Origin of the sequence: Allobosea psychrotolerans, assembly GCF_002917105.1 — a bacterium.
GTDB classification, from domain to species: Bacteria; Pseudomonadota; Alphaproteobacteria; order Rhizobiales; family Beijerinckiaceae; genus Allobosea; species Allobosea psychrotolerans.
The window spans coordinates 143,635-160,976 of the sequence record NZ_PQFZ01000010.1 but is presented as its reverse complement, the minus strand read 5'-3'; the positions used below and the strand labels follow the sequence as shown (position 1 = coordinate 160,976).

The 17,342-nt window shown below is 66.6% G+C and carries 15 protein-coding genes; 9 read left to right on the top strand and 6 right to left on the bottom strand.

Annotated elements, in window-relative coordinates; translation table 11 throughout:
* Positions 1-133 precede the first annotated feature (133 nt).
* From CYD53_RS17835 to CYD53_RS17815, 5 genes are all read left to right on the top strand, one after another.
* Entirely contained in the window at positions 134-706 is a 573-nt protein-coding gene (locus CYD53_RS17835) for a F0F1 ATP synthase subunit delta (RefSeq protein WP_103719420.1), read from the top strand.
* Positions 706-2,235 carry a F0F1 ATP synthase subunit alpha gene (gene atpA, locus CYD53_RS17830; protein ID WP_103719419.1) on the top strand — a complete coding sequence of 510 codons (1,530 nt, stop codon included), beginning with the start codon at positions 706-708 and terminating at the stop codon, positions 2,233-2,235. Before CYD53_RS17835 ends, atpA begins: the two co-directional genes overlap by 1 nt.
* A 44-nt stretch (positions 2,236-2,279) precedes the next feature.
* A complete protein-coding gene (locus CYD53_RS17825; RefSeq protein ID WP_103719418.1) occupies positions 2,280-3,149 on the top strand; it encodes a F0F1 ATP synthase subunit gamma in 870 nt (289 codons plus the stop codon).
* Between the two features lie 73 nt (positions 3,150-3,222).
* The gene (gene atpD / locus CYD53_RS17820; protein WP_103719417.1) at positions 3,223-4,710 is read left to right on the top strand and encodes a F0F1 ATP synthase subunit beta; all 1,488 of its coding nucleotides are present in this window, start codon (positions 3,223-3,225) and stop codon (positions 4,708-4,710) included.
* Between the two features lie 106 nt (positions 4,711-4,816).
* Positions 4,817-5,230: a F0F1 ATP synthase subunit epsilon gene (locus CYD53_RS17815; protein WP_103719416.1), complete on the top strand. Its 414-nt coding sequence runs from the start codon at positions 4,817-4,819 to the stop codon at positions 5,228-5,230.
* A 51-nt stretch (positions 5,231-5,281) separates the two neighbouring features.
* Here CYD53_RS17815 and CYD53_RS17810 read toward each other — a convergent pair whose 3' ends face one another.
* The 3 genes from CYD53_RS17810 to CYD53_RS17800 are packed head-to-tail and all read right to left on the bottom strand — an operon-like array spanning position 5,282 to position 6,570.
* Positions 5,282-5,665, bottom strand: coding sequence for a VOC family protein (locus CYD53_RS17810; RefSeq protein WP_103719415.1), 384 nt, complete (start codon positions 5,663-5,665; stop codon positions 5,282-5,284).
* A 17-nt stretch (positions 5,666-5,682) separates the two neighbouring features.
* Positions 5,683-6,213 carry an RNA pyrophosphohydrolase gene (locus CYD53_RS17805; protein WP_103719414.1) on the bottom strand — a complete coding sequence of 177 codons (531 nt, stop codon included), beginning with the start codon at positions 6,211-6,213 and terminating at the stop codon, positions 5,683-5,685.
* A gap of 51 nt (positions 6,214-6,264) precedes the next feature.
* Complete coding sequence (locus tag CYD53_RS17800; protein ID WP_103719413.1) at positions 6,265-6,570, bottom strand: ArsR/SmtB family transcription factor; 306 nt, start codon at positions 6,568-6,570, stop codon at positions 6,265-6,267.
* A gap of 93 nt (positions 6,571-6,663) precedes the next feature.
* Between CYD53_RS17800 and CYD53_RS17795 the strand changes: the two genes are divergently transcribed.
* On the top strand, positions 6,664-7,764 hold the full coding sequence (locus CYD53_RS17795; RefSeq protein WP_103719412.1) for an NADH:flavin oxidoreductase/NADH oxidase: 1,101 nt from the start codon (positions 6,664-6,666) through the stop codon (positions 7,762-7,764).
* Between the two features lie 153 nt (positions 7,765-7,917).
* Here CYD53_RS17795 and putA read toward each other — a convergent pair whose 3' ends face one another.
* Positions 7,918-11,037, bottom strand: coding sequence for a bifunctional proline dehydrogenase/L-glutamate gamma-semialdehyde dehydrogenase PutA (gene putA, locus CYD53_RS17790; RefSeq protein WP_103719486.1), 3,120 nt, complete (start codon positions 11,035-11,037; stop codon positions 7,918-7,920).
* 131 nt (positions 11,038-11,168) lie between these two features.
* Here putA and CYD53_RS17785 point away from each other — a divergent pair, with 131 nt between their 5' ends.
* The 3 genes from CYD53_RS17785 (at position 11,169) to CYD53_RS17775 (ending at position 14,964) form a co-directional block, all read left to right on the top strand.
* On the top strand, positions 11,169-11,624 hold the full coding sequence (locus CYD53_RS17785) for an Lrp/AsnC ligand binding domain-containing protein (RefSeq protein WP_069693100.1): 456 nt from the start codon (positions 11,169-11,171) through the stop codon (positions 11,622-11,624).
* A gap of 558 nt (positions 11,625-12,182) precedes the next feature.
* The gene (locus CYD53_RS17780) at positions 12,183-13,247 is read left to right on the top strand and encodes an ABC transporter substrate-binding protein (RefSeq protein WP_181011923.1); all 1,065 of its coding nucleotides are present in this window, start codon (positions 12,183-12,185) and stop codon (positions 13,245-13,247) included.
* Positions 13,248-13,347: 100 nt separating this feature from the next.
* Complete coding sequence (locus CYD53_RS17775; protein ID WP_103719484.1) at positions 13,348-14,964, top strand: acyl-CoA synthetase; 1,617 nt, start codon at positions 13,348-13,350, stop codon at positions 14,962-14,964.
* Here CYD53_RS17775 and CYD53_RS17770 read toward each other — a convergent pair.
* Complete coding sequence (locus CYD53_RS17770; RefSeq protein WP_103719411.1) at positions 14,933-16,075, bottom strand: GNAT family N-acetyltransferase; 1,143 nt, start codon at positions 16,073-16,075, stop codon at positions 14,933-14,935. The two genes, CYD53_RS17775 and CYD53_RS17770, sit on opposite strands and share 32 nt — an antisense overlap.
* A gap of 123 nt (positions 16,076-16,198) precedes the next feature.
* Positions 16,199-17,332, bottom strand: coding sequence for a CobW family GTP-binding protein (locus CYD53_RS17765; RefSeq protein WP_103719410.1), 1,134 nt, complete (start codon positions 17,330-17,332; stop codon positions 16,199-16,201).
* Between the last annotated feature and the right edge of the window lie 10 nt (positions 17,333-17,342).

Genomic DNA, 17,342 nt, shown 5'->3' with positions numbered 1-17,342 from the left:
CCGCCGCATTCTCGGTGTTAAGTGCGCTTGCCAGCGCGCATTTCGCCTGATCGATACATCGCAGCGCTAGGACGATGCACTCCGCCCTCGCAGGGGGTCGCCGGTGTGGTCCTTTGAACGAGAGACGTGACGCGTGGCTGAAGGCGGATCGCAGGATCGAGTACTGGTTTCGGGCGTCGCCGGGCGCTACGCCACGGCGCTCTTCGAGCTGGCGAGCGAGGCCAATGCCATCGACGCCGTTTCCGCCGACCTTTCCAGCTTCACCGCGATGCTGGCCGAGAGCGCCGATCTGCGCCGGCTGGTCGAGAGCCCGGCCTTCTCGGCCGAGGACCAGGTCGCCGCAATCAAGGCGATCCTCGCCAAGGCGGGCATCTCCGGCATCGCCGGGAACTTCATCGGGCTGGTCGCCAGCAAGCGCCGCCTGTTCACGCTGCCGGGCATGATCCAGGGCTATCGCAACCTCGTCGCCGAGGCCAAGGGCATCGTCAGCGCCGAGGTCACGGTTGCCGAACAGCCCACGGCCAAGCGCGTCGAGGAAATCCGGTCCGCCCTCAAGGGCGTCGCCGGCAAGGATGTCGATGTCGCGATCAAGATCGATCCGACGCTGATCGGCGGGCTCATCGTCAAGATGGGCTCCCGCATGGTCGACGCCTCGCTGAAAACCAAACTCAATTCAATTCGTCTTGCCATGAAAGAGGTCGGCTGATGGAAATCCGCCCCGCTGAAATCTCCGCGATCCTGAAGGCCCAGATTTCCAACTTTGGGTCCGAAGCCTCCGTCACCGAGGTCGGCCAGGTTCTCTCTGTCGGCGACGGCATCGCCCGCGTCTACGGCCTCGACAAGGTCCAGGCCGGCGAGATGGTCGAGTTCGAGAGCGGCGTGCGCGGCATGGCGCTCAACCTCGAGAGCGACAATGTCGGCGTCGTGATCTTCGGTTCCGACCGCGAGATCAAGGAAGGCCAGACGGTCAAGCGCACCGGCGCGATCGTCGACGTGCCGGTCGGCAAGGAGCTGCTCGGCCGCGTCGTCGATGCACTCGGCAACCCGATCGACGGCAAGGGCCCGATCAAGGCCAAGGCCCGCGCCCGCGTCGACGTGAAGGCCCCCGGCATCATTCCGCGCAAGTCGGTGCATGAGCCGATGGCGACCGGCCTCAAGGCGATCGACGCCCTGATCCCGATCGGCCGCGGCCAGCGCGAGCTGATCATCGGCGACCGCCAGACCGGCAAGACCGCCGTGGCGCTCGACACGATCCTGAACCAGAAGGCCAACAACGAAGGTACGGATGAGAGCCAGAAGCTCTACTGCGTCTATGTCGCCATCGGCCAGAAGCGTTCCACCGTCGCCCAGTTCGTGAAGGTGCTCGAAGAGCGCGGCGCGCTGGAATATTCGATCATCGTCGCCGCGACCGCGTCCGACGCTGCCCCGATGCAGTTCCTGGCGCCCTTTGCCGGCTGCGCCATGGGCGAGTATTTCCGCGACAACGGCATGCATGCCGTCATCATCTATGACGACCTGTCGAAGCAGGCCGTCGCCTACCGCCAGATGTCGCTCCTGCTGCGCCGCCCGCCGGGCCGCGAAGCCTATCCCGGCGACGTGTTCTATCTCCACTCCCGCCTGCTCGAGCGCGCCGCCAAGATGGGTGATGCTGCCGGCAACGGTTCGCTGACGGCGCTGCCGGTCATCGAGACCCAGGCCAACGACGTTTCGGCCTATATCCCGACCAATGTGATCTCGATCACCGACGGCCAGATCTTCCTCGAGACCGACCTGTTCTACCAGGGCATCCGTCCCGCCGTGAACGTCGGCCTCTCCGTCAGCCGCGTCGGTTCGGCCGCGCAGACCAAGGCGACCAAGAAGGTTGCCGGCAAGATCAAAGGCGAGCTCGCGCAGTATCGCGAGATGGCCGCCTTCGCGCAGTTCGGCTCCGACCTCGACGCGGTCACCCAGCGCCTGCTCAACCGCGGCGCCCGCCTGACCGAGCTCCTGAAGCAGGCGCAGTTCTCGCCGCTGAAGATGGAAGAGCAGACGGTCGTGATCTATGCCGGCGTCAACGGCTATCTCGACCCGCTGCCGGTCAACAAGGTCCGCGCTTTCGAGGACGGGCTGCTGGCGCTGGTGCGCGGCAAGCATATCGACCTGCTCAACGCAATCCGCGACAGCAAGGATCTTTCGGACGCGAATGCCGCGAAGCTGAAGGATCTCGTCACGGACTACGCCAAGTCGTTCGCCTGAGGCCGCGCGGGGCGCTCAGCGCTTCGCCAATATGAGGATCGTCGATGCCTTCCTTGAAGGATCTACGAAACCGCATCGCCTCCGTGAAGGCGACGCAGAAGATCACCAAGGCCATGCAGATGGTCGCGGCCGCGAAGCTGCGCCGGGCGCAGGCCGCGGCCGAGGCGGCGCGTCCCTATGCCGAGCGCATGGAGACGGTGCTGGCCAATCTGGCCTCCGGCGTCTCGGGTTCGAGCGCGCCGAAGCTGATTGCCGGCACAGGCGCCGACAAGGTGCACCTGTTGGTGGTCTGCACGGCCGAGCGCGGGCTTTGCGGGGCCTTCAACTCCTCGATCGCGCGCCTGGCGCGCGACAAGGCGAATGCGCTCAAGGCCGAAGGCAAGACGGTCAAGATCATGTGCGTCGGCAAGAAGGGCCATGACGTCCTGAAGCGCCAGTTCGAGAAGGACATCATCGAGCTGATCGACCTGCGCGCCTTCAAGCAGGTCGGCTTCGTCAATGCCGAGGCGATCGCCCAGAACATCCTGGCGCGCTTCGCCGAGGGCGAGTTCGACGTCGCGACGCTGTTCTTCTCGAAGTTCAAGTCGGTGATCTCGCAGATCCCGACGGCGCAGCGCATCATTCCCGCCGAGATCCCGGCCGGTACGAAGGCGACCGAGGCCGTCTACGACTACGAGCCCGACGAAGGCGAGATCCTGGAAACGCTGCTGCCGCGCAACCTCACGGTGCAGGTGCTGCGCGCGATCCTGGAGAACGCAGCCTCCGAGCAGGGCGCGCGCATGTCGGCGATGGATTCCGCCACGCGCAATGCCGGCGAAATGATCAAGAAGCAGACGCAGCTCTACAACCGCTCGCGTCAGGCGATGATCACCAAGGAACTGATCGAAATCATCTCCGGCGCGGAAGCGCTATAACCGCCTGAAAGGCCTGTGCGGCTCAAAGCCCGCAGGCTCGTCCGACAAGCTGAACGCGCATCGAGGTTTCACCATGGCCAAAGCCGCAACCAAGACCACCAAGACCAAGACCGACGAGAAGCCCGCCAACACCGGCACGGGCCGCGTCGCGCAGGTCATCGGCGCCGTCGTCGACGTGCAGTTCGATGGTGCTCTGCCGGAGATCCTGAACGCGCTCGAGACGGACAACCTTGGCAACCGCCTGGTTCTCGAAGTCGCCCAGCATCTCGGCGAGAATACGGTTCGCGCCATCGCGATGGACTCGACCGAGGGTCTGGTTCGCGGCCAGTCGGTCACCGATACAGGCGCGCCGATCTCGGTGCCGGTCGGCGACGAGTGCCTCGGCCGCATCATGAACGTCATCGGCGAGCCGGTTGACGAACTCGGCCCGATCGGCGCGGCCACCACGCGCGGCATTCACCAGCCGGCTCCGTCTTATTCCGAGCAGTCGACCGAGGCGCAGATCCTCGTCACCGGCATCAAGGTCGTCGACCTGCTGGCGCCTTACGCCAGGGGCGGCAAGATCGGCCTGTTCGGCGGCGCCGGCGTCGGCAAGACCGTGCTGATCATGGAGCTGATCAACAACGTCGCGAAGGCCCATGGCGGCTATTCGGTGTTCGCCGGCGTCGGTGAGCGCACCCGCGAAGGCAACGATCTCTATCACGAGATGATCGAGTCCAAGGTCAACGTCGATCCGAAGGAACATGGCGGTTCGGCGAAGGGCTCGAAATGCGCTCTGGTTTACGGCCAGATGAACGAGCCTCCGGGCGCCCGCATGCGCGTCGCCTTGTCGGGCCTGACCGTCGCCGAGCATTTCCGCGACCAGGGCCAGGACGTGCTGTTCTTCGTCGACAACATCTTCCGCTTCACGCAGGCAGGCTCGGAAGTGTCGGCTCTGCTCGGCCGCATTCCTTCGGCGGTGGGTTACCAGCCGACGCTGGCGACCGACATGGGCAACCTGCAGGAGCGCATCACCACCACCAACAAGGGCTCGATCACCTCGGTGCAGGCGATCTACGTGCCCGCCGACGACTTGACCGACCCGGCGCCCGCGACCTCCTTCGCTCACCTTGACGCCACGACCGTGCTCTCGCGCTCGATCGCGGAAAAGGGCATCTATCCGGCGGTCGACCCGCTCGACTCGACCTCGCGCATGCTTTCGGCCGCGATCGTCGGCGAGGAGCATTACGCCATCGCCCGCCAGGTCCAGCAGATTCTCCAGCGCTACAAGGCGCTGCAGGACATCATCGCGATCCTGGGCATGGACGAGCTCTCGGAAGAGGACAAGATCTCGGTCGCCCGCGCCCGCAAGATCGAGCGCTTCCTGTCGCAGCCGTTCCACGTCGCGGAAATCTTCACCGGCTCGCCGGGCAAGCTGGTTGCGCTCGAGGACACGATCAAGGGCTTCAAGGGCCTGGTCGAGGGCAAGTACGACCACCTGCCGGAAGCCGCCTTCTACATGGTCGGCTCGATCGACGAAGCGATCGAGAAGGCGCAGCGCCTGGCCGCCGAAGCGGCGTAAGGGGCGTCAGTCTCGGGCTCGTCCCGAGAAACTCTGGACGAGTGCACACTGGTTTTCGAGATGGTCGGGTCAAGCCCGGCCATGACGAGCCCGGAAGAGAGTAGCAATGGCAACCTTCAAGTTCGAACTCGTCTCGCCTGAGCGCATCCTGTTTTCGGGCGACGTCGTCAGCGTCATCGTTCCGTCCGTCGAGGGCGAGATCACCGTGCTCGCAGGCCATGCGCCGCTGGTCGCGACATTGAAGGCGGGTATCGTCTTCGTCCAGACGACGGACAGCAACGGCAAGGAATTCTTCGTCAATGGCGGCCTCGTCGAGGTCAACCAGGCTGCGACGACGATCCTGGCCGAGCACGGCCGCTTCATCGAGGACGTCGATTCGGCCGTCCTCGATCAGGAAATCCTGACGGCCGAGATGAAGTATACCGGCTCGCATAACGACGACGAGAAGAAGCGCCTGCACGACACGCTCGTCCAGCTCCGCGAGTTCAAGCACGTCTTCGAGCAGCGTAAGGCGGCGTAGGCGTCAGCCTTTACCTCAGAGGCTGTCGAAAGGCCGCGCTAGCGGCCTTTTTCATGCGGAGTAGCTGATGAACTCCAGCAGCGAGCCGTCGGGATCGCGGAAATAGACGCTGGTTCCCGGGCCGCCACGGCCGAAGCGCGGAACCGGGCCGAGTTCGATCGCGACCTTCCGTGTCTCCAGATGCGCGATGGCGTCGGTGATCGGCCCAGCCCAGGTGAAGCAGAGATCGCTGCCGCCGGGCGGCACGGGCAGGCGCGCGACCGGGGTCGGGTTCAGGCCCGGCCCATGGCAGTTCAATTGCGCTGCGCCGATGCGATAGACGAAGCCCGCGCCGTTGCGCAGAATCTCGGCTCCGATGACGTCGCGGTAAAAGGCATTCGAACGCTCCCAGTCCGAGACGTGAATGACGCAATGGTCGAAGCTGATCGGGCTCATCGCAGTCTCCTGGGCGGTCAGAGTGATGTCGGGACACCTGGCGTGGCAAAATGATGGGGCGTCGCGAAGCGCGAGAAGGCCTGCACGACCCGCTCATAGACCGGGCGCTTGAACGGCACGATGCGCCGCGGCATCTCGGTTAGCGGCAGCCAGGCCCACTCGCTGAACTCGGCCGGTTCGTCGCCATTGGGGCGCGTGATGTCGATCTCGCTGTCCGGCCCTTTGAGGCGGAAGGCGACCCAGCGCTGCCGCTGGCCCCGGAAGGCGCAGAGCTTATGGGCCGGGCCGTGATAGGGCGGGAAGTCGTAGGTCCACCAATCCTCGGTCACCGCAAGGACCGTGGTGCTCGTCACGCCTGTCTCCTCAGCGAGCTCGCGGCGCGCTGCCGCGATGATGTCCTCGTCGGGATCGATGCCGCCTTGCGGCATCTGCCAGTCGAAGCCGGGCTGCACGATTTCGGGGCCGGCGCTGCGCGAGCGGCCGGCGAAAACCAGCCCGTCGGCATTGAACAGGGCGATGCCGACATTGGGGCGGTAAGGGAGATCCATCCGGTGAGCTTAGGACACCGTGTCTGCGAACGAAACGGGCGGGCGCGAACCTCAGGAGTTGCGGGCCGAGAGAACACAGGACAGCAGCCCTGGGAAACGGCGGTCGATGTCCTCCCGACGCAATGCGTTCATCCGTGTCGCGCCTTCATTGCGTGTCCGGATCAGCCCGGCCTCGCGCAGGACGCGGAAGTGATGGGAGACGCTGGATTTCGGACGGTCGCCTTCGAGCGCCTGGCAGCTCGCCTCGCCTTCGACTGCCAGCCTGCGGACAATCTCCAGCCGAAACGGATCGCTCAGCGCGTGAAAGACGTCCTCGATCGCGATCTCTTCGGAAGCAGGCAGGCGGGCATGTCGCATGGCGAAGAGCCTATCACAGTGTTTTGATATTGCCAAAGTTCGAAAAATATCGAACTATCGAATAATAGAATCCCTTTAGCGCGGAGCCGCTCAATGCCCGGTCTTTTCGACCCCTTCAGCCTCAAGAACGTCACGCTGCGCAACCGCATCGTGACCTCGCCGATGTGCCAGTATTCGGCGCAGGACGGCGTCGCCAACGAATGGCACAGCGCCCATCTCGCCGGGCTGGCGCGGGGCGGTGCCGGCCTCGTCGTCATCGAGGCGACGGGCGTCTCTCCCGAAGGGCGGATCACGCCCGCCTGCCTCGGATTGTGGAATGACGCGCAGGCCGAGGCGCTAGCGCCGATCGTCGCCGAGATGCGCAAGGCCGGTGCGGTCGCCGGCATCCAGATCGGCCATGCCGGCCGCAAGGCGAGCGCCAACCTTCCCTGGGAAGGCGACGACCATATCGCGGTAGGCGATCCGCGCGGCTGGGAGACGATCGCGCCGTCCGCGGTGGCTCAGGGCGGCGGCCTCTGGCGTGTGCCGCGGTCCATGACGCTGGCCGAAATCGAGCGCGTGCGCGGCGACTTCGTCGCGGCGGCGGAGCGGGCTCGCGATATCGGCATGCAGTGGCTGAAACTGCATTTCGCCCATGGCTATCTGGCGCAGAGCTTCCTGTCGCGCCACGCCAACAAGCGCGACGACGCCTATGGCGGCAGCTTCGAGAACCGCGCCCGCTTCCTGATCGAGACGCTCGTGGCGGTCCGCAAGGTCTGGCCGGAGGATCGCCCGCTTTCGGCCCGGCTCGGCGTCATCGAATATGACGGGCAGGACGAGGAGACGCTGGCCGAGGCGATCGAACTGGTGAAGCGCCTCAAGGCCGAGGGGCTCGACTTCATCGATGTCAGCCTCGGCTTCTCGACCAACGAGGCCAAGATTCCGTGGGGGCCGGCCTTCCTGGCGCCCGTTGCCGAGCGCGTGCGGCGCGAGAGCGGCCTGCCGGCCTCGACGAGCTGGTACATCAGCCAGCCCGAGCAGGCCGATGCGCTGGTGCGCGAAGGCAAGGTCGATCTCGTCACGCTCGGCCGGCCGCTGCTGGCCGACCCGCACTGGCCCTATGCGGCGGCGAAGGCGCTGGGCATCGAGGACGCGGCCTGGAAGACGCTGCCGGCACCCTACGCCCACTGGCTGTCGCGCTACCGCGCGGTGTGATGCAAGGGCATGTCTGCGCTTCTCCGAAGCGCGGACATGCTCTTGCGCCTTGTTCCATCGGGTTTTCTCCGCGCAAACGCTTTGCGTTTATCGAGGGGGAACGGATGTCCACTTCGCTCGAAAACGCTCTGGAGGGGCCTGTGGCCCCTCCGATCATTCCCCCATGGCGATCAAGCTGGCATTGCCGCCGGCGGCGGCCGTGTTCACCGTCACGGTCTGCTCGGAGGCAAAGCGCATCAGGTAGTGCGGGCCGCCGGCCTTGGGGCCGGTGCCGGAGAGGCCATGACCGCCGAAGGGCTGCACGCCGACGACCGCGCCGATGATGTTGCGGTTGACATAGATGTTGCCGGTCGAGAGGCGGCTGACGACCTCCTCGACCGTGGTCTCGATGCGCGAATGCACGCCCAGCGTCAGGCCGTAGCCGGTCGCCTCGATCGCTTCGATGACCTTGTCGAGCTGACCCGATTTCCAGCGCACGACATGCAGGATCGGGCCGAAATGTTCGCGATCGAGCTCCGCGATGCTGTTCAGCGCGACGACATGGGGAGCCACGAAGGTGCCGCCCAGCGCTGGCGTTTCGCCGGCCCAGACGATGCGGCCGAGCTTGCGCATCGCCTCGACATGGCTGTCCAGCCGCTGCTTGGCGGCGGCGTCGATGACCGGGCCGATATGGGTCTCGATCCGGCGCGGATCGCCGAGCTTCAATTCGCTGCCGGCGCCGGTGATCATCTCGACCATCTTGTCGGCGACGTCCTCCTGCACCACGAGCAGGCGCAGGGCCGAGCAGCGCTGGCCGGCGGAGCGGAAGGCCGACATCACGACGTCGTCGGCAACCTGCTCGGACAGCGCCGTCGCGTCGACGATCATGGCGTTCAGGCCGCCGGTCTCGGCGATGAGCGGGACGATCGGCCCGTCCTTGGCGGCGAGAGCGCGGTTGATGGCGCGGGCGGTGGCGGTCGAGCCGGTAAAGGCGACGCCGGCGACAGCGGGATGCGCGACCAGCGCCGCGCCGAGCGCGCCGTCGCCAGGGGTCAGGTGCAAGGCCGAAACAGGCACGCCGGCCTCGTGCAGCAGGCGCACGGTCACAGCGGCGATCAGCGGCGTCTGCGGGGCCGGCTTGGCGACGACGCTGTTGCCGGCGACGAGCGCCGCCGCGACTTGCCCGGCGAAGATGGCGAGCGGGAAGTTCCACGGCGCGATGCAGAGGAACGGACCGCGCCCGCGCAGGATCAGGCGGTTTTCCTCGCCGGTCGGGCCGGGGAGGATGATAGGTGCCGCGAATTTAGCCTCGGCCTCGGCTGCATAATAACGGCAGAAATCGACGGCCTCGCGGACCTCGGAGATGGCGTCGTCGAGCGTCTTGCCCGCCTCGGCCTGGAGCAAGGCGAGCAGCAGGCCGCGCTTTGCCTCCATCAGGTCGGCGGCCTTGCGCAAAGCCGCGGCGCGTGTGCGGGCGGGCGTGCGGTTCCACTCGTCGAAGCCGGCCTTGGCGGCGAGCATGGCGCGACCGGCCAAGGCGGCGTCGGCTTCCGCGACAGTGCCGATCGCCTTGCCGTCGATCGGCGAGAGCACCGGGCGGGGCGTGCCGCCCGCTGCCTTGCCGTCGATGATCGGGCTGGCGTCCGGGAACGGCTTGGCGGTGGCTGCCGCGATCTCGGCCAGCAGGGCGTCCAGGCTCTCGGCATGGCCGAGCTCGACGCCGGCCGAGTTTTTCCGCGACGGGCCGTAGAGGTCGGCCGGCAATGGGATGCGGCGATGCCGGGCGGCGCCCGCATTGCCGATCAGGTCGGCGGGCGGCACCAGCAGTTGCGCGACAGGCACGTCGGGATCGCCGGAGATGCTGACGAAGGAGGAGTTGGCCCCGTTTTCGAGCAGGCGGCGCACGAGATAGGCGAGCAGATCCTGATGGCCGCCGACCGGCGCGTAGGTGCGGCAGGCATAGCCCGCCTTGTCCGCCAGCAGCTTCTCATAGAGCACCTCGCCCATGCCGTGCAGGCGCTGGAACTCGAAATTCTCGGCATTGCCCGCCATCTCGGCGACGCTTGCAACCGTCAGCGCGTTATGCGTCGCGAATTGCGGGATGATGCGCGGCCGCAGACGCAGCAATTGCGCGGCGCAGGCCTCGTAATTCAGATCGGTCATCGCCTTGCGGGTGAAGACGGGATAGTCGGGCAGACCGCGCTCCTGGGCGCGCTTCAACTCGGTGTCCCAATAGGCGCCCTTGACGAGGCGCACCATCATGCGACGGCCATGGGCCTCGGCCAGCGCCGCGACATGGTCGATCACGGCCGAGGCACGCTTCTGATAGGCTTGGATGGCGAGGCCGAAGCCGTCCCAGCCGGCGAGCGAGGCATCGGCCACCACGGCGTCGATGACGTCGAGCGAGAGTTCGAGCCGGTCGGCCTCCTCCGCGTCGATGGTGAAGTTGAGATCGTAGGATTTGGCCTGCTGCGCGAGCTTGATGACCTTGGGCGTCAGTTCGGCCAGCACGCGCTCGCGATTGGTCGCGTCATAGCGCGGATGCAGGGCCGAGAGCTTGACCGAGATGCCCGGCCGGTTCGGCAGCGGCTCATTGCCGGCCGAGCGGCCGATGGCGTCGATCGCGGCGCTGTAGGAGGCGAGATAGCGGTCGGCGTCGGCTTGCGTGCGCGCGCCTTCGCCCAGCATGTCGAAGGAATAGCGATAGAGCTTGCCAGTCTTCGAACCGGCGCGCTTCAGCGCCTCCTCGATGGTCTGGCCGAGCACGAAATGATTGCCCATCACGCGCATGGCCTGGCGCGTCGCGGTGCGCACGGTCGGCACGCCGAGGCGCTTGGCGAGGCTGCCGATGATGCCGGTGGGCGTTTCACCGGGCTGGATGACGCGTGCGGTGATGCCGAGCGCCCAGGCCGAAGCCGAGACCAGGAAGGCGTCCGATTTCGACTCGTGATGGGCGAAGTCGCCCTGGCCGAGCTTGTCCTCGATCAGCCGGTCGGCGGTCGCCGCGTCGGGCACGCGCAGCAGCGCCTCGGCCAGCACCATCAGGGCCAGCCCCTCCTTGGTCGAAAGCGAATATTCGCGCAGCAACTCCTCGATGCCGCCCAGCCCGACCTTGCGGGTGCGGATCGCCTCGATCAGTTCGGTGGCGCGGGCGTCGATGCGCGCCTTGGCGGCGGGTTCGCGCCGCGCCCCGGCCAGCAGCGTCGCGGCGATCGCGCCATCGTCTTCCGCATAGGGAACGCGGAAAGCGGACAGGGCTGGCGCTTCGACGAAACGCGGGGCGACGGTGGCCATGAAACGGCTCCAGATGAGCGAGGCGGGATGATCTGAAGGATCGGGCCTCTTGGGCCGCATATCAATTGGCTATTTTCCGATATCATCCGTATTAGTATCGCATATTGGCGTTGATTATAGAGAATAATCCCGTGCTGGATCGTACTGACCGCCGTATCCTCTCTCTCCTGCAATCCGATGGCCGTATTGCCGGCGTCGAGCTTGCCGAAAAGGTCGGGCTCTCGCCGACGGCGGTGGGCGAACGGCTCAAGCGCCTGTCGCGCGAGGGCTACATCACCGGCTATCGCGCGACGCTCGATCCGCTGAAGCTCGGGCTCAACCTGCTGGTCTTCGTCGAGGTCTATTTGGACAAGACGACGCCCGACGCATTCGAGCGCTTCGCGGCGGCCGTGAAGCGTGCGCCCGAGGTGCTGGAGTGCCACATGGTCGCCGGCGGCTTCGACTATCTGGTCAAGACGCGCGTCGCCGACATGAATGCCTATCGCCGTTTCCTCGGCGAGGTTCTGCTCGCCCTGCCGGCGGTGCGCGAGACGCGCACCTATGCGGTGATGGAGGAGGTCAAGACCGACGGGGCGCTACCGCTTTGATCCTTTCAGAGCCTTGCGTGAAAAAGTGGCTACAGGTTTTTCGTCGGAGCAATGCTCTCAATTTTTAGAAGTGATCAGGCTTTTCGCATTCGGACGATGCCGTCCGAATGCGAAAAGCCTGATCGAGCGGAACGCCGCTTTTTTCTTCGCGTTCTGCTTGCGCAAAGGGCGCTTTGTACTTGACCTGTCGTGTGGCTCGGCCAGTTTGGAGGCATGATCGTTCGGCCCGCCGGTCGCTGGTTCGATCTCTATGTTCAGCTAGAGGCTGTTATGATCCATGGGGTCGATTTGACGCAGGCGATTTTGCGCGAGTGCCAGGAGTTCGAGGACGCAAGCCTTCCGGCTTGCTACGAAGAACGACGCCGCAGTCGCGCAAAAGCGCCGCGCCCTGCGGGTGAGGTGAAAACGGCGGAGCTGCAGCGTCGCATCGCTTGCCGATACCCATGGTATCGCCTGCGCAATGCTCCTCCCATCTCCGCCGTTTTGACCTCATCACATCGGCCCCATGGATCATAACAGCCTCTAGGTCCGCACCCGTCCGTTCCTCCGGAGTTCGAGATGCCCAACCCTTCGCATGCCCCGGCCGTGGCGCTGTCCCGGCGTGGCATCGCCCGCCTCGGTGCAGCTTTCCTGCTCGCGGCGACCGCGCCCATGGCGATGATCGGACCAGCCCGGGCGCAGACAACCGTGCGCTTCACGCTGGACTGGCGGTTCGACGGGCCGGCCGCTCTGTTCCTGATGGGGATCGAGAAGGGGTATTTCAAAGCCGAGGGGCTCGATGTCGCGATCGAGCCCGGAAACGGCTCGCGCGAAGCGGTCCCGCGTGTGGCCTCGGGCGCCTATGATGTCGGTTTCGGCGACGTGAATTCGCTGATCCGCTACCGCGACGAGAACCCCAGCGTCGATCTCAAGGCCGTGATGATGGTCTATGACAAGCCGCCTTTCGCGATAGTCGGGCGCAAGAGCCGGGGCGTGAGCGCCGATGTGAAGAGCCTGGAAGGCCGCAAGTTCGGCGCGCCCGCGGCTGACGCGGCTTTCGCGCAATGGCCGATCTTCAAGACGATCAACAAGCTCGACGACAGCAAGATCCGGCTGGAGAATGTCGGCTTCCCCGTGCGCGAGCCGATGCTGGCCTCGGGCGAGGTCGACGCCGTGTTCGGCTACGCCAACTCGTCCTATATCAACCTGAAGTCGCGCGGCGTCCCGGTCGACGACATCGTCGTCCTGCTGATGGCCGATTACGGCGTCGAGCTCTACGGCAACGCCATCATGGTCTCGCCCAAATTCCTGGCGGAGAAGCCCGAGGCGGTGCGCGGACTGCTGCGGGCGCTCGCCAGGAGCTTCAGGGATACGGTCGCCGATCCCGATCTCGGCGCGCAACTGGTGATCACGCGCAACGACGTCGCCAGGGTCGAGGTCGAGCTGGAGCGCCTGAAGATGACGCTCGACCAGAATGTGGTGACGCCCTTCGCCAAGGCGAACGGGTTCGGCGGCATCGACAGGGCGCGCTGGGAGCGCGCACTTGACCAGACCAGCCTGACCTACAGCTTCAAGGACAAGGCAAGGGCGGGCGATGCGTTCACGGACGCGTTCCTGCCGCCGGTCGCGGAGCGGCATTTCTGAGCAGTCCTTGCCGTGGTAACCGGCTGACCTAGCGCCATGGTGACAGAGCAAGGCGCTCTGCCTATCGTGCCGCGCCTTTTCGCCGGACCCCATCGCCTTGATACTGCCCGATCTGCGCGACTTTGACGGCTTGCGTGCGGCCTTCCGCTGGCGCATCCCGGCTCGCTACAACATCGCCGTCGACATCTGCGACCGCTGGGCGCAGGCCGAGCCGCAGCGTACGGCGATCATCGAGGTCTCACAGGACTGGCGCGTGAGCCCCGTGAGCTTCGGGCATCTGCGCGAGCAGTCGAACCGGCTTGCCAATGCGCTGCGGGCACGCGGCGTCGAACGGGGCGACCGGATCGCGATCCTGCTGCCGCAGGGGCGCAGCGTCCTGACTGCCCATCTCGCCGCCTACAAGCTCGGCGCCATCGCGGTGCCATTGGCGGCCCTGTTCGGGGTCGATGCGCTGGCCTATCGGCTGGGCGATGCCGCCGCCAAGGTCCTGATCACCGATGCGGCCGGGCTCATCAAGCTCGGGCAGATCGCCGAGCCGCTGCCCGAACTCGGCCTGGTGATCTCGACCGATGGCGCGCAGGGGGCTGCGCAGGATTGGGGAAGCCTGCTGGCCAGGGCGAGCCCTGACTTCAGAGCCGTCGATACCGGTCCCGACGACCCGGCCCTGATGATCTACACCTCCGGCACCACCGGCAATCCCAAGGGCGCGCTGCATGGCCACCGGGTCCTGCCGGGCCATCTGCCGGGCGTGCAGATGCCGCACGAGTTCCTGCCCCAACCAGGCGATCTCGCCTGGACCCCGGCCGATTGGGCCTGGGCCGGCGGGTTGCTCAACATGCTGCTGCCCAGCTTGCATTTCGGCGTCGCCGTGGTGGCGCGGCCGGTGACGCGCTTCGAGCCGGAGGAAGCCTATCGCCTGATCGCCGATCTCGGCATCCGAAACGCCTTCGTGCCGCCGACCGCGCTCAGGATGCTGCGCAGCGTCGACAGGCCGCGCGAGCGCTTCGCGCTCAAGCTGCGCACGATCGCCTCGGCCGGGGAGGCGCTGGGCGCCGAGACCCTGGCCTGGGGACGCGAGGCGCTGGGGCTCACCGTCAACGAGGCCTATGGCCAGACAGAGTGCAATCTCGTGCTCGCCTCCTGCGCTGCGATCGGCGTCAGCAGGCCGGGCAGCATCGGCAAGGCGGTGCCGGGCCATGAGGTCGCGATCATCCGCCCCGACGGTTCGATCTGCGCGGCTGACGAGGAGGGGCAGATCGCGGTCAGGCGGCCCGACCCGGTGATGTTCCTGGGCTATTGGCGCAAGCCCGATGCGACGGCGGAAAAATTCATCGGCGACTGGATGACGACCGGCGATCAGGGCGTGCAGGATGCAGACGGCTATGTCCGCTTCATCGGCCGCGACGACGACGTCATCACCTCGTCGGGCTATCGCATCGGACCGGGCGAGATCGAGGATTGCCTGCTGAAGCATGAGGCGGTGTCGCTTGCGGCCGTCGTCGGCAAGCCCGATGCGCTGAGGACCGAGATCGTCAAGGCCTTCGTCGTGCTGAAAGCCGGCCGCGAGCCGTCCGAGGCGCTTGCCGCCGAGCTTCAGGCCTTCGTGCGCAAGCGGCTCTCCGCGCATGAATATCCGCGCGAGATCGCATTTCGCGACGAGTTGCCGCTCACCACCACCGGCAAGATCATCCGGCGGCTCTTGCGGGCGGAAGCCTGAGGCCGCGCCGCAGCGCCGCGCGCGCCCGGCCGGCAAGATCGCGCGGCTTGCGCGCGACACGCGGCGCAAGCCGTACTTCGCCAAAACCGACGGCGGCCGGTCCGCTGGCTGGCGGCAGCGGTTGCAGGATCGTCCGCTCCGGCGCCGCCTGCTGCATCAATGCGAGCAACACCTGCCCGGGGAAGAAGGGCGCTTCGCTCTCGTCCCGCGCGGTCATGTAGAGCAAACCGTCTTTCGCCCGCCCGATGACCAGCGCCCCGGCGATCGGCCGCCCATCCAGCGTCAGCAGGGCGACGCGGGTTCGCCTGGAACGGGCGAGCGCCCGCGTCATCGCGCGCAGGAAGCCGACCTCGCGCGTGTCCTGCAAGACCGCCTTGCCGGCGCGGCCTGCCGGGCCGGAGGCTTCCATCGCCAGCAGGATCTCGACGGCGTCGCGCAGTTCCGCGCGCGATGTGGCCTCGACCAGTTCGAGTTTGCCGCGCCGCGCCAAAGCGTGCTGCATCGCCTCGATATCACTGGGCGTTGCTGCGCCATGTCGCCGTGGAAGCGGCAGGTTCGCAGGGCTCAACGTCGCGTTCAGCCTGAGCGCTTCGGCCGCACGCCGGATCGGAGCGATCAGGGGGCTCGCCATGTCGATCCGGCGCAGAACAAGCCCGCGCCCCTCGAGCACCCAGCCCTGGCGCAGGCTCAGCACGGCGGCGAGGACGGCTTGCGCCTGCGCGGCATCGAGCAGGGGCGCGCCGTTCAAGATGCGCGGGTCGGAGAAGCCGATCAATTCGTCGGGCACGAATAGCCGGTTGCGCGGAAAGCAGGGGATCAGGCCGAGCAGGCGGCGCTGCGGGGAGCCGGCTGGTCCCTGCCAGGCGAGCAGAACCGCGACGTCGCGGAAGGCGATGAGGTGTTGCGCTGCCGCGAGCGCAAAATCCGGCTCGAAGAACAGATTGGGCTCGATCGCCCGCGCGGCGAGCTCCGTCCAGGCCTGCCGGATCTCGCCGCAGGCGGAGAGCGGGCGGATCTCGGTCGTGATGGCCGCGTCCCGGGTTCGGCTCGGCGCGGCATAGGCTGTGGAGCTGCCTGGGGAGACGCCCTTCAAAGCGATGATCTGGTTCATCCGATCCTGCCCGTCGCTGTGCTGGATCGTTCCGGAGCGGGCTTGTACCGGAACGGCACGGCGCGACGTCGGGAGCGATCCCTGGCAGGGAGGACTTCAAGAACGGGGCCGGGCGCCCTCGTTTCAGGCCGTGAGTTTGTGGCTGGGGGCAGCAGCCTTGGCGTGGGGTGTCTGTCCGAGAAAGGCGGCCCAGAGCCGCTCCACCACGCTTGGGTCGATATCTTTGACGATGAGCACAAGCCGGGAGCGATGGTCGGCGTCCGGCCAGGCCTCGAGCAGGAGCGGCGGGTGCAGGATCTGCTGGACGGCATGGACCAGCAAAGGCTGCCCGGGATGCTCGGCGAGGTTCACCAGCGCCTTCAATCGCAGGAGCTTGGGGCCATGCGTCGAGCGCAGCAGGGTCCAGAACAGATCGAAGGTCGCCTGTGCGATCGGTGCATCGGCGGTGAGCGCGAAGGCGCGGATGCTGGCGTCGTGCCGGTTCACGTCGTGATGATCGTGCCCGTGATGATGATGGCCGTGCCCGTGATGGCCGTCATGAGCATGGTCGTGGCCATGATGGTGATCGACCTCGTCCAGAGCCTCATCGGCGAGCCATTGCCGCAGCATCTGAGGGCGTTCGGCGAGATCGTAGAGCCCGGAGCCGACGAGTGCTTCGGCCGCCGCATCCGGCTGCAGCAGGATGATGCCGGGGTTGAGCGCAGCCAGCCTGTCGCGCAGCGGTGCGAGCCCGGCCTCGTCGGCGACGAGGTCGGCCTTGGTCAGGATGAGGCGGTCGGCCGCGACGACCTGCTTCACCGCCTCCTCATGGGCATCGAGCGTCGCCATGCCGTTGACGGCGTCGACCAGCGTCACCACGCCGTCGAGCTTGAAGCGCATGGCGAGATAGGGGTGGTTGATCAGCACGTTCAGGATGGGCGCGGGGTCGGCAAGGCCTGTCGTCTCGATCACCACGCGCTGGAACGGCGCGATCCGGCCATTGTCGCGGCGGCGCAGCAGATCCTCCAGCGTGACGATGAGGTCGTCGCGGATCGTGCAGCAGAGGCAGCCGGAGGCGAGCAGGATCATGTTCTCCTCGACGCCCTCGATCATCAGATGGTCGAGGCCGACCTCGCCGAATTCATTGACGATGACGACGGTCTCGGCGAGCGCCGGGTCCTTGAGCAGGCGGTTCAGCAGCGTCGTCTTGCCGGCCCCGAGGAAGCCGGTCAGCAGGGTCAGCGGGATTGGCGTGGGTCTGGTGTCGGGGCCGGTCATGCGTCTGGAC

Coding starts and splice junctions, on each gene's coding strand:
- atpA (WP_103719419.1), top strand. CDS start 706: ATGGAAATCCGCCCCGCTGAAATCTCCGCGATCCTGAAGGCCCAGATT.
- CYD53_RS17825 (WP_103719418.1), top strand. CDS start 2,280: ATGCCTTCCTTGAAGGATCTACGAAACCGCATCGCCTCCGTGAAGGCG.
- atpD (WP_103719417.1), top strand. CDS start 3,223: ATGGCCAAAGCCGCAACCAAGACCACCAAGACCAAGACCGACGAGAAG.
- CYD53_RS17815 (WP_103719416.1), top strand. CDS start 4,817: ATGGCAACCTTCAAGTTCGAACTCGTCTCGCCTGAGCGCATCCTGTTT.
- CYD53_RS17810 (WP_103719415.1), bottom strand. CDS start 5,665: ATGAGCCCGATCAGCTTCGACCATTGCGTCATTCACGTCTCGGACTGG.
- CYD53_RS17805 (WP_103719414.1), bottom strand. CDS start 6,213: ATGGATCTCCCTTACCGCCCCAATGTCGGCATCGCCCTGTTCAATGCC.
- CYD53_RS17800 (WP_103719413.1), bottom strand. CDS start 6,570: ATGCGACATGCCCGCCTGCCTGCTTCCGAAGAGATCGCGATCGAGGAC.
- CYD53_RS17795 (WP_103719412.1), top strand. CDS start 6,664: ATGCCCGGTCTTTTCGACCCCTTCAGCCTCAAGAACGTCACGCTGCGC.
- putA (WP_103719486.1), bottom strand. CDS start 11,037: ATGGCCACCGTCGCCCCGCGTTTCGTCGAAGCGCCAGCCCTGTCCGCT.
- CYD53_RS17780 (WP_181011923.1), top strand. CDS start 12,183: ATGCCCAACCCTTCGCATGCCCCGGCCGTGGCGCTGTCCCGGCGTGGC.
- CYD53_RS17770 (WP_103719411.1), bottom strand. CDS start 16,075: ATGAACCAGATCATCGCTTTGAAGGGCGTCTCCCCAGGCAGCTCCACA.
- CYD53_RS17765 (WP_103719410.1), bottom strand. CDS start 17,332: ATGACCGGCCCCGACACCAGACCCACGCCAATCCCGCTGACCCTGCTG.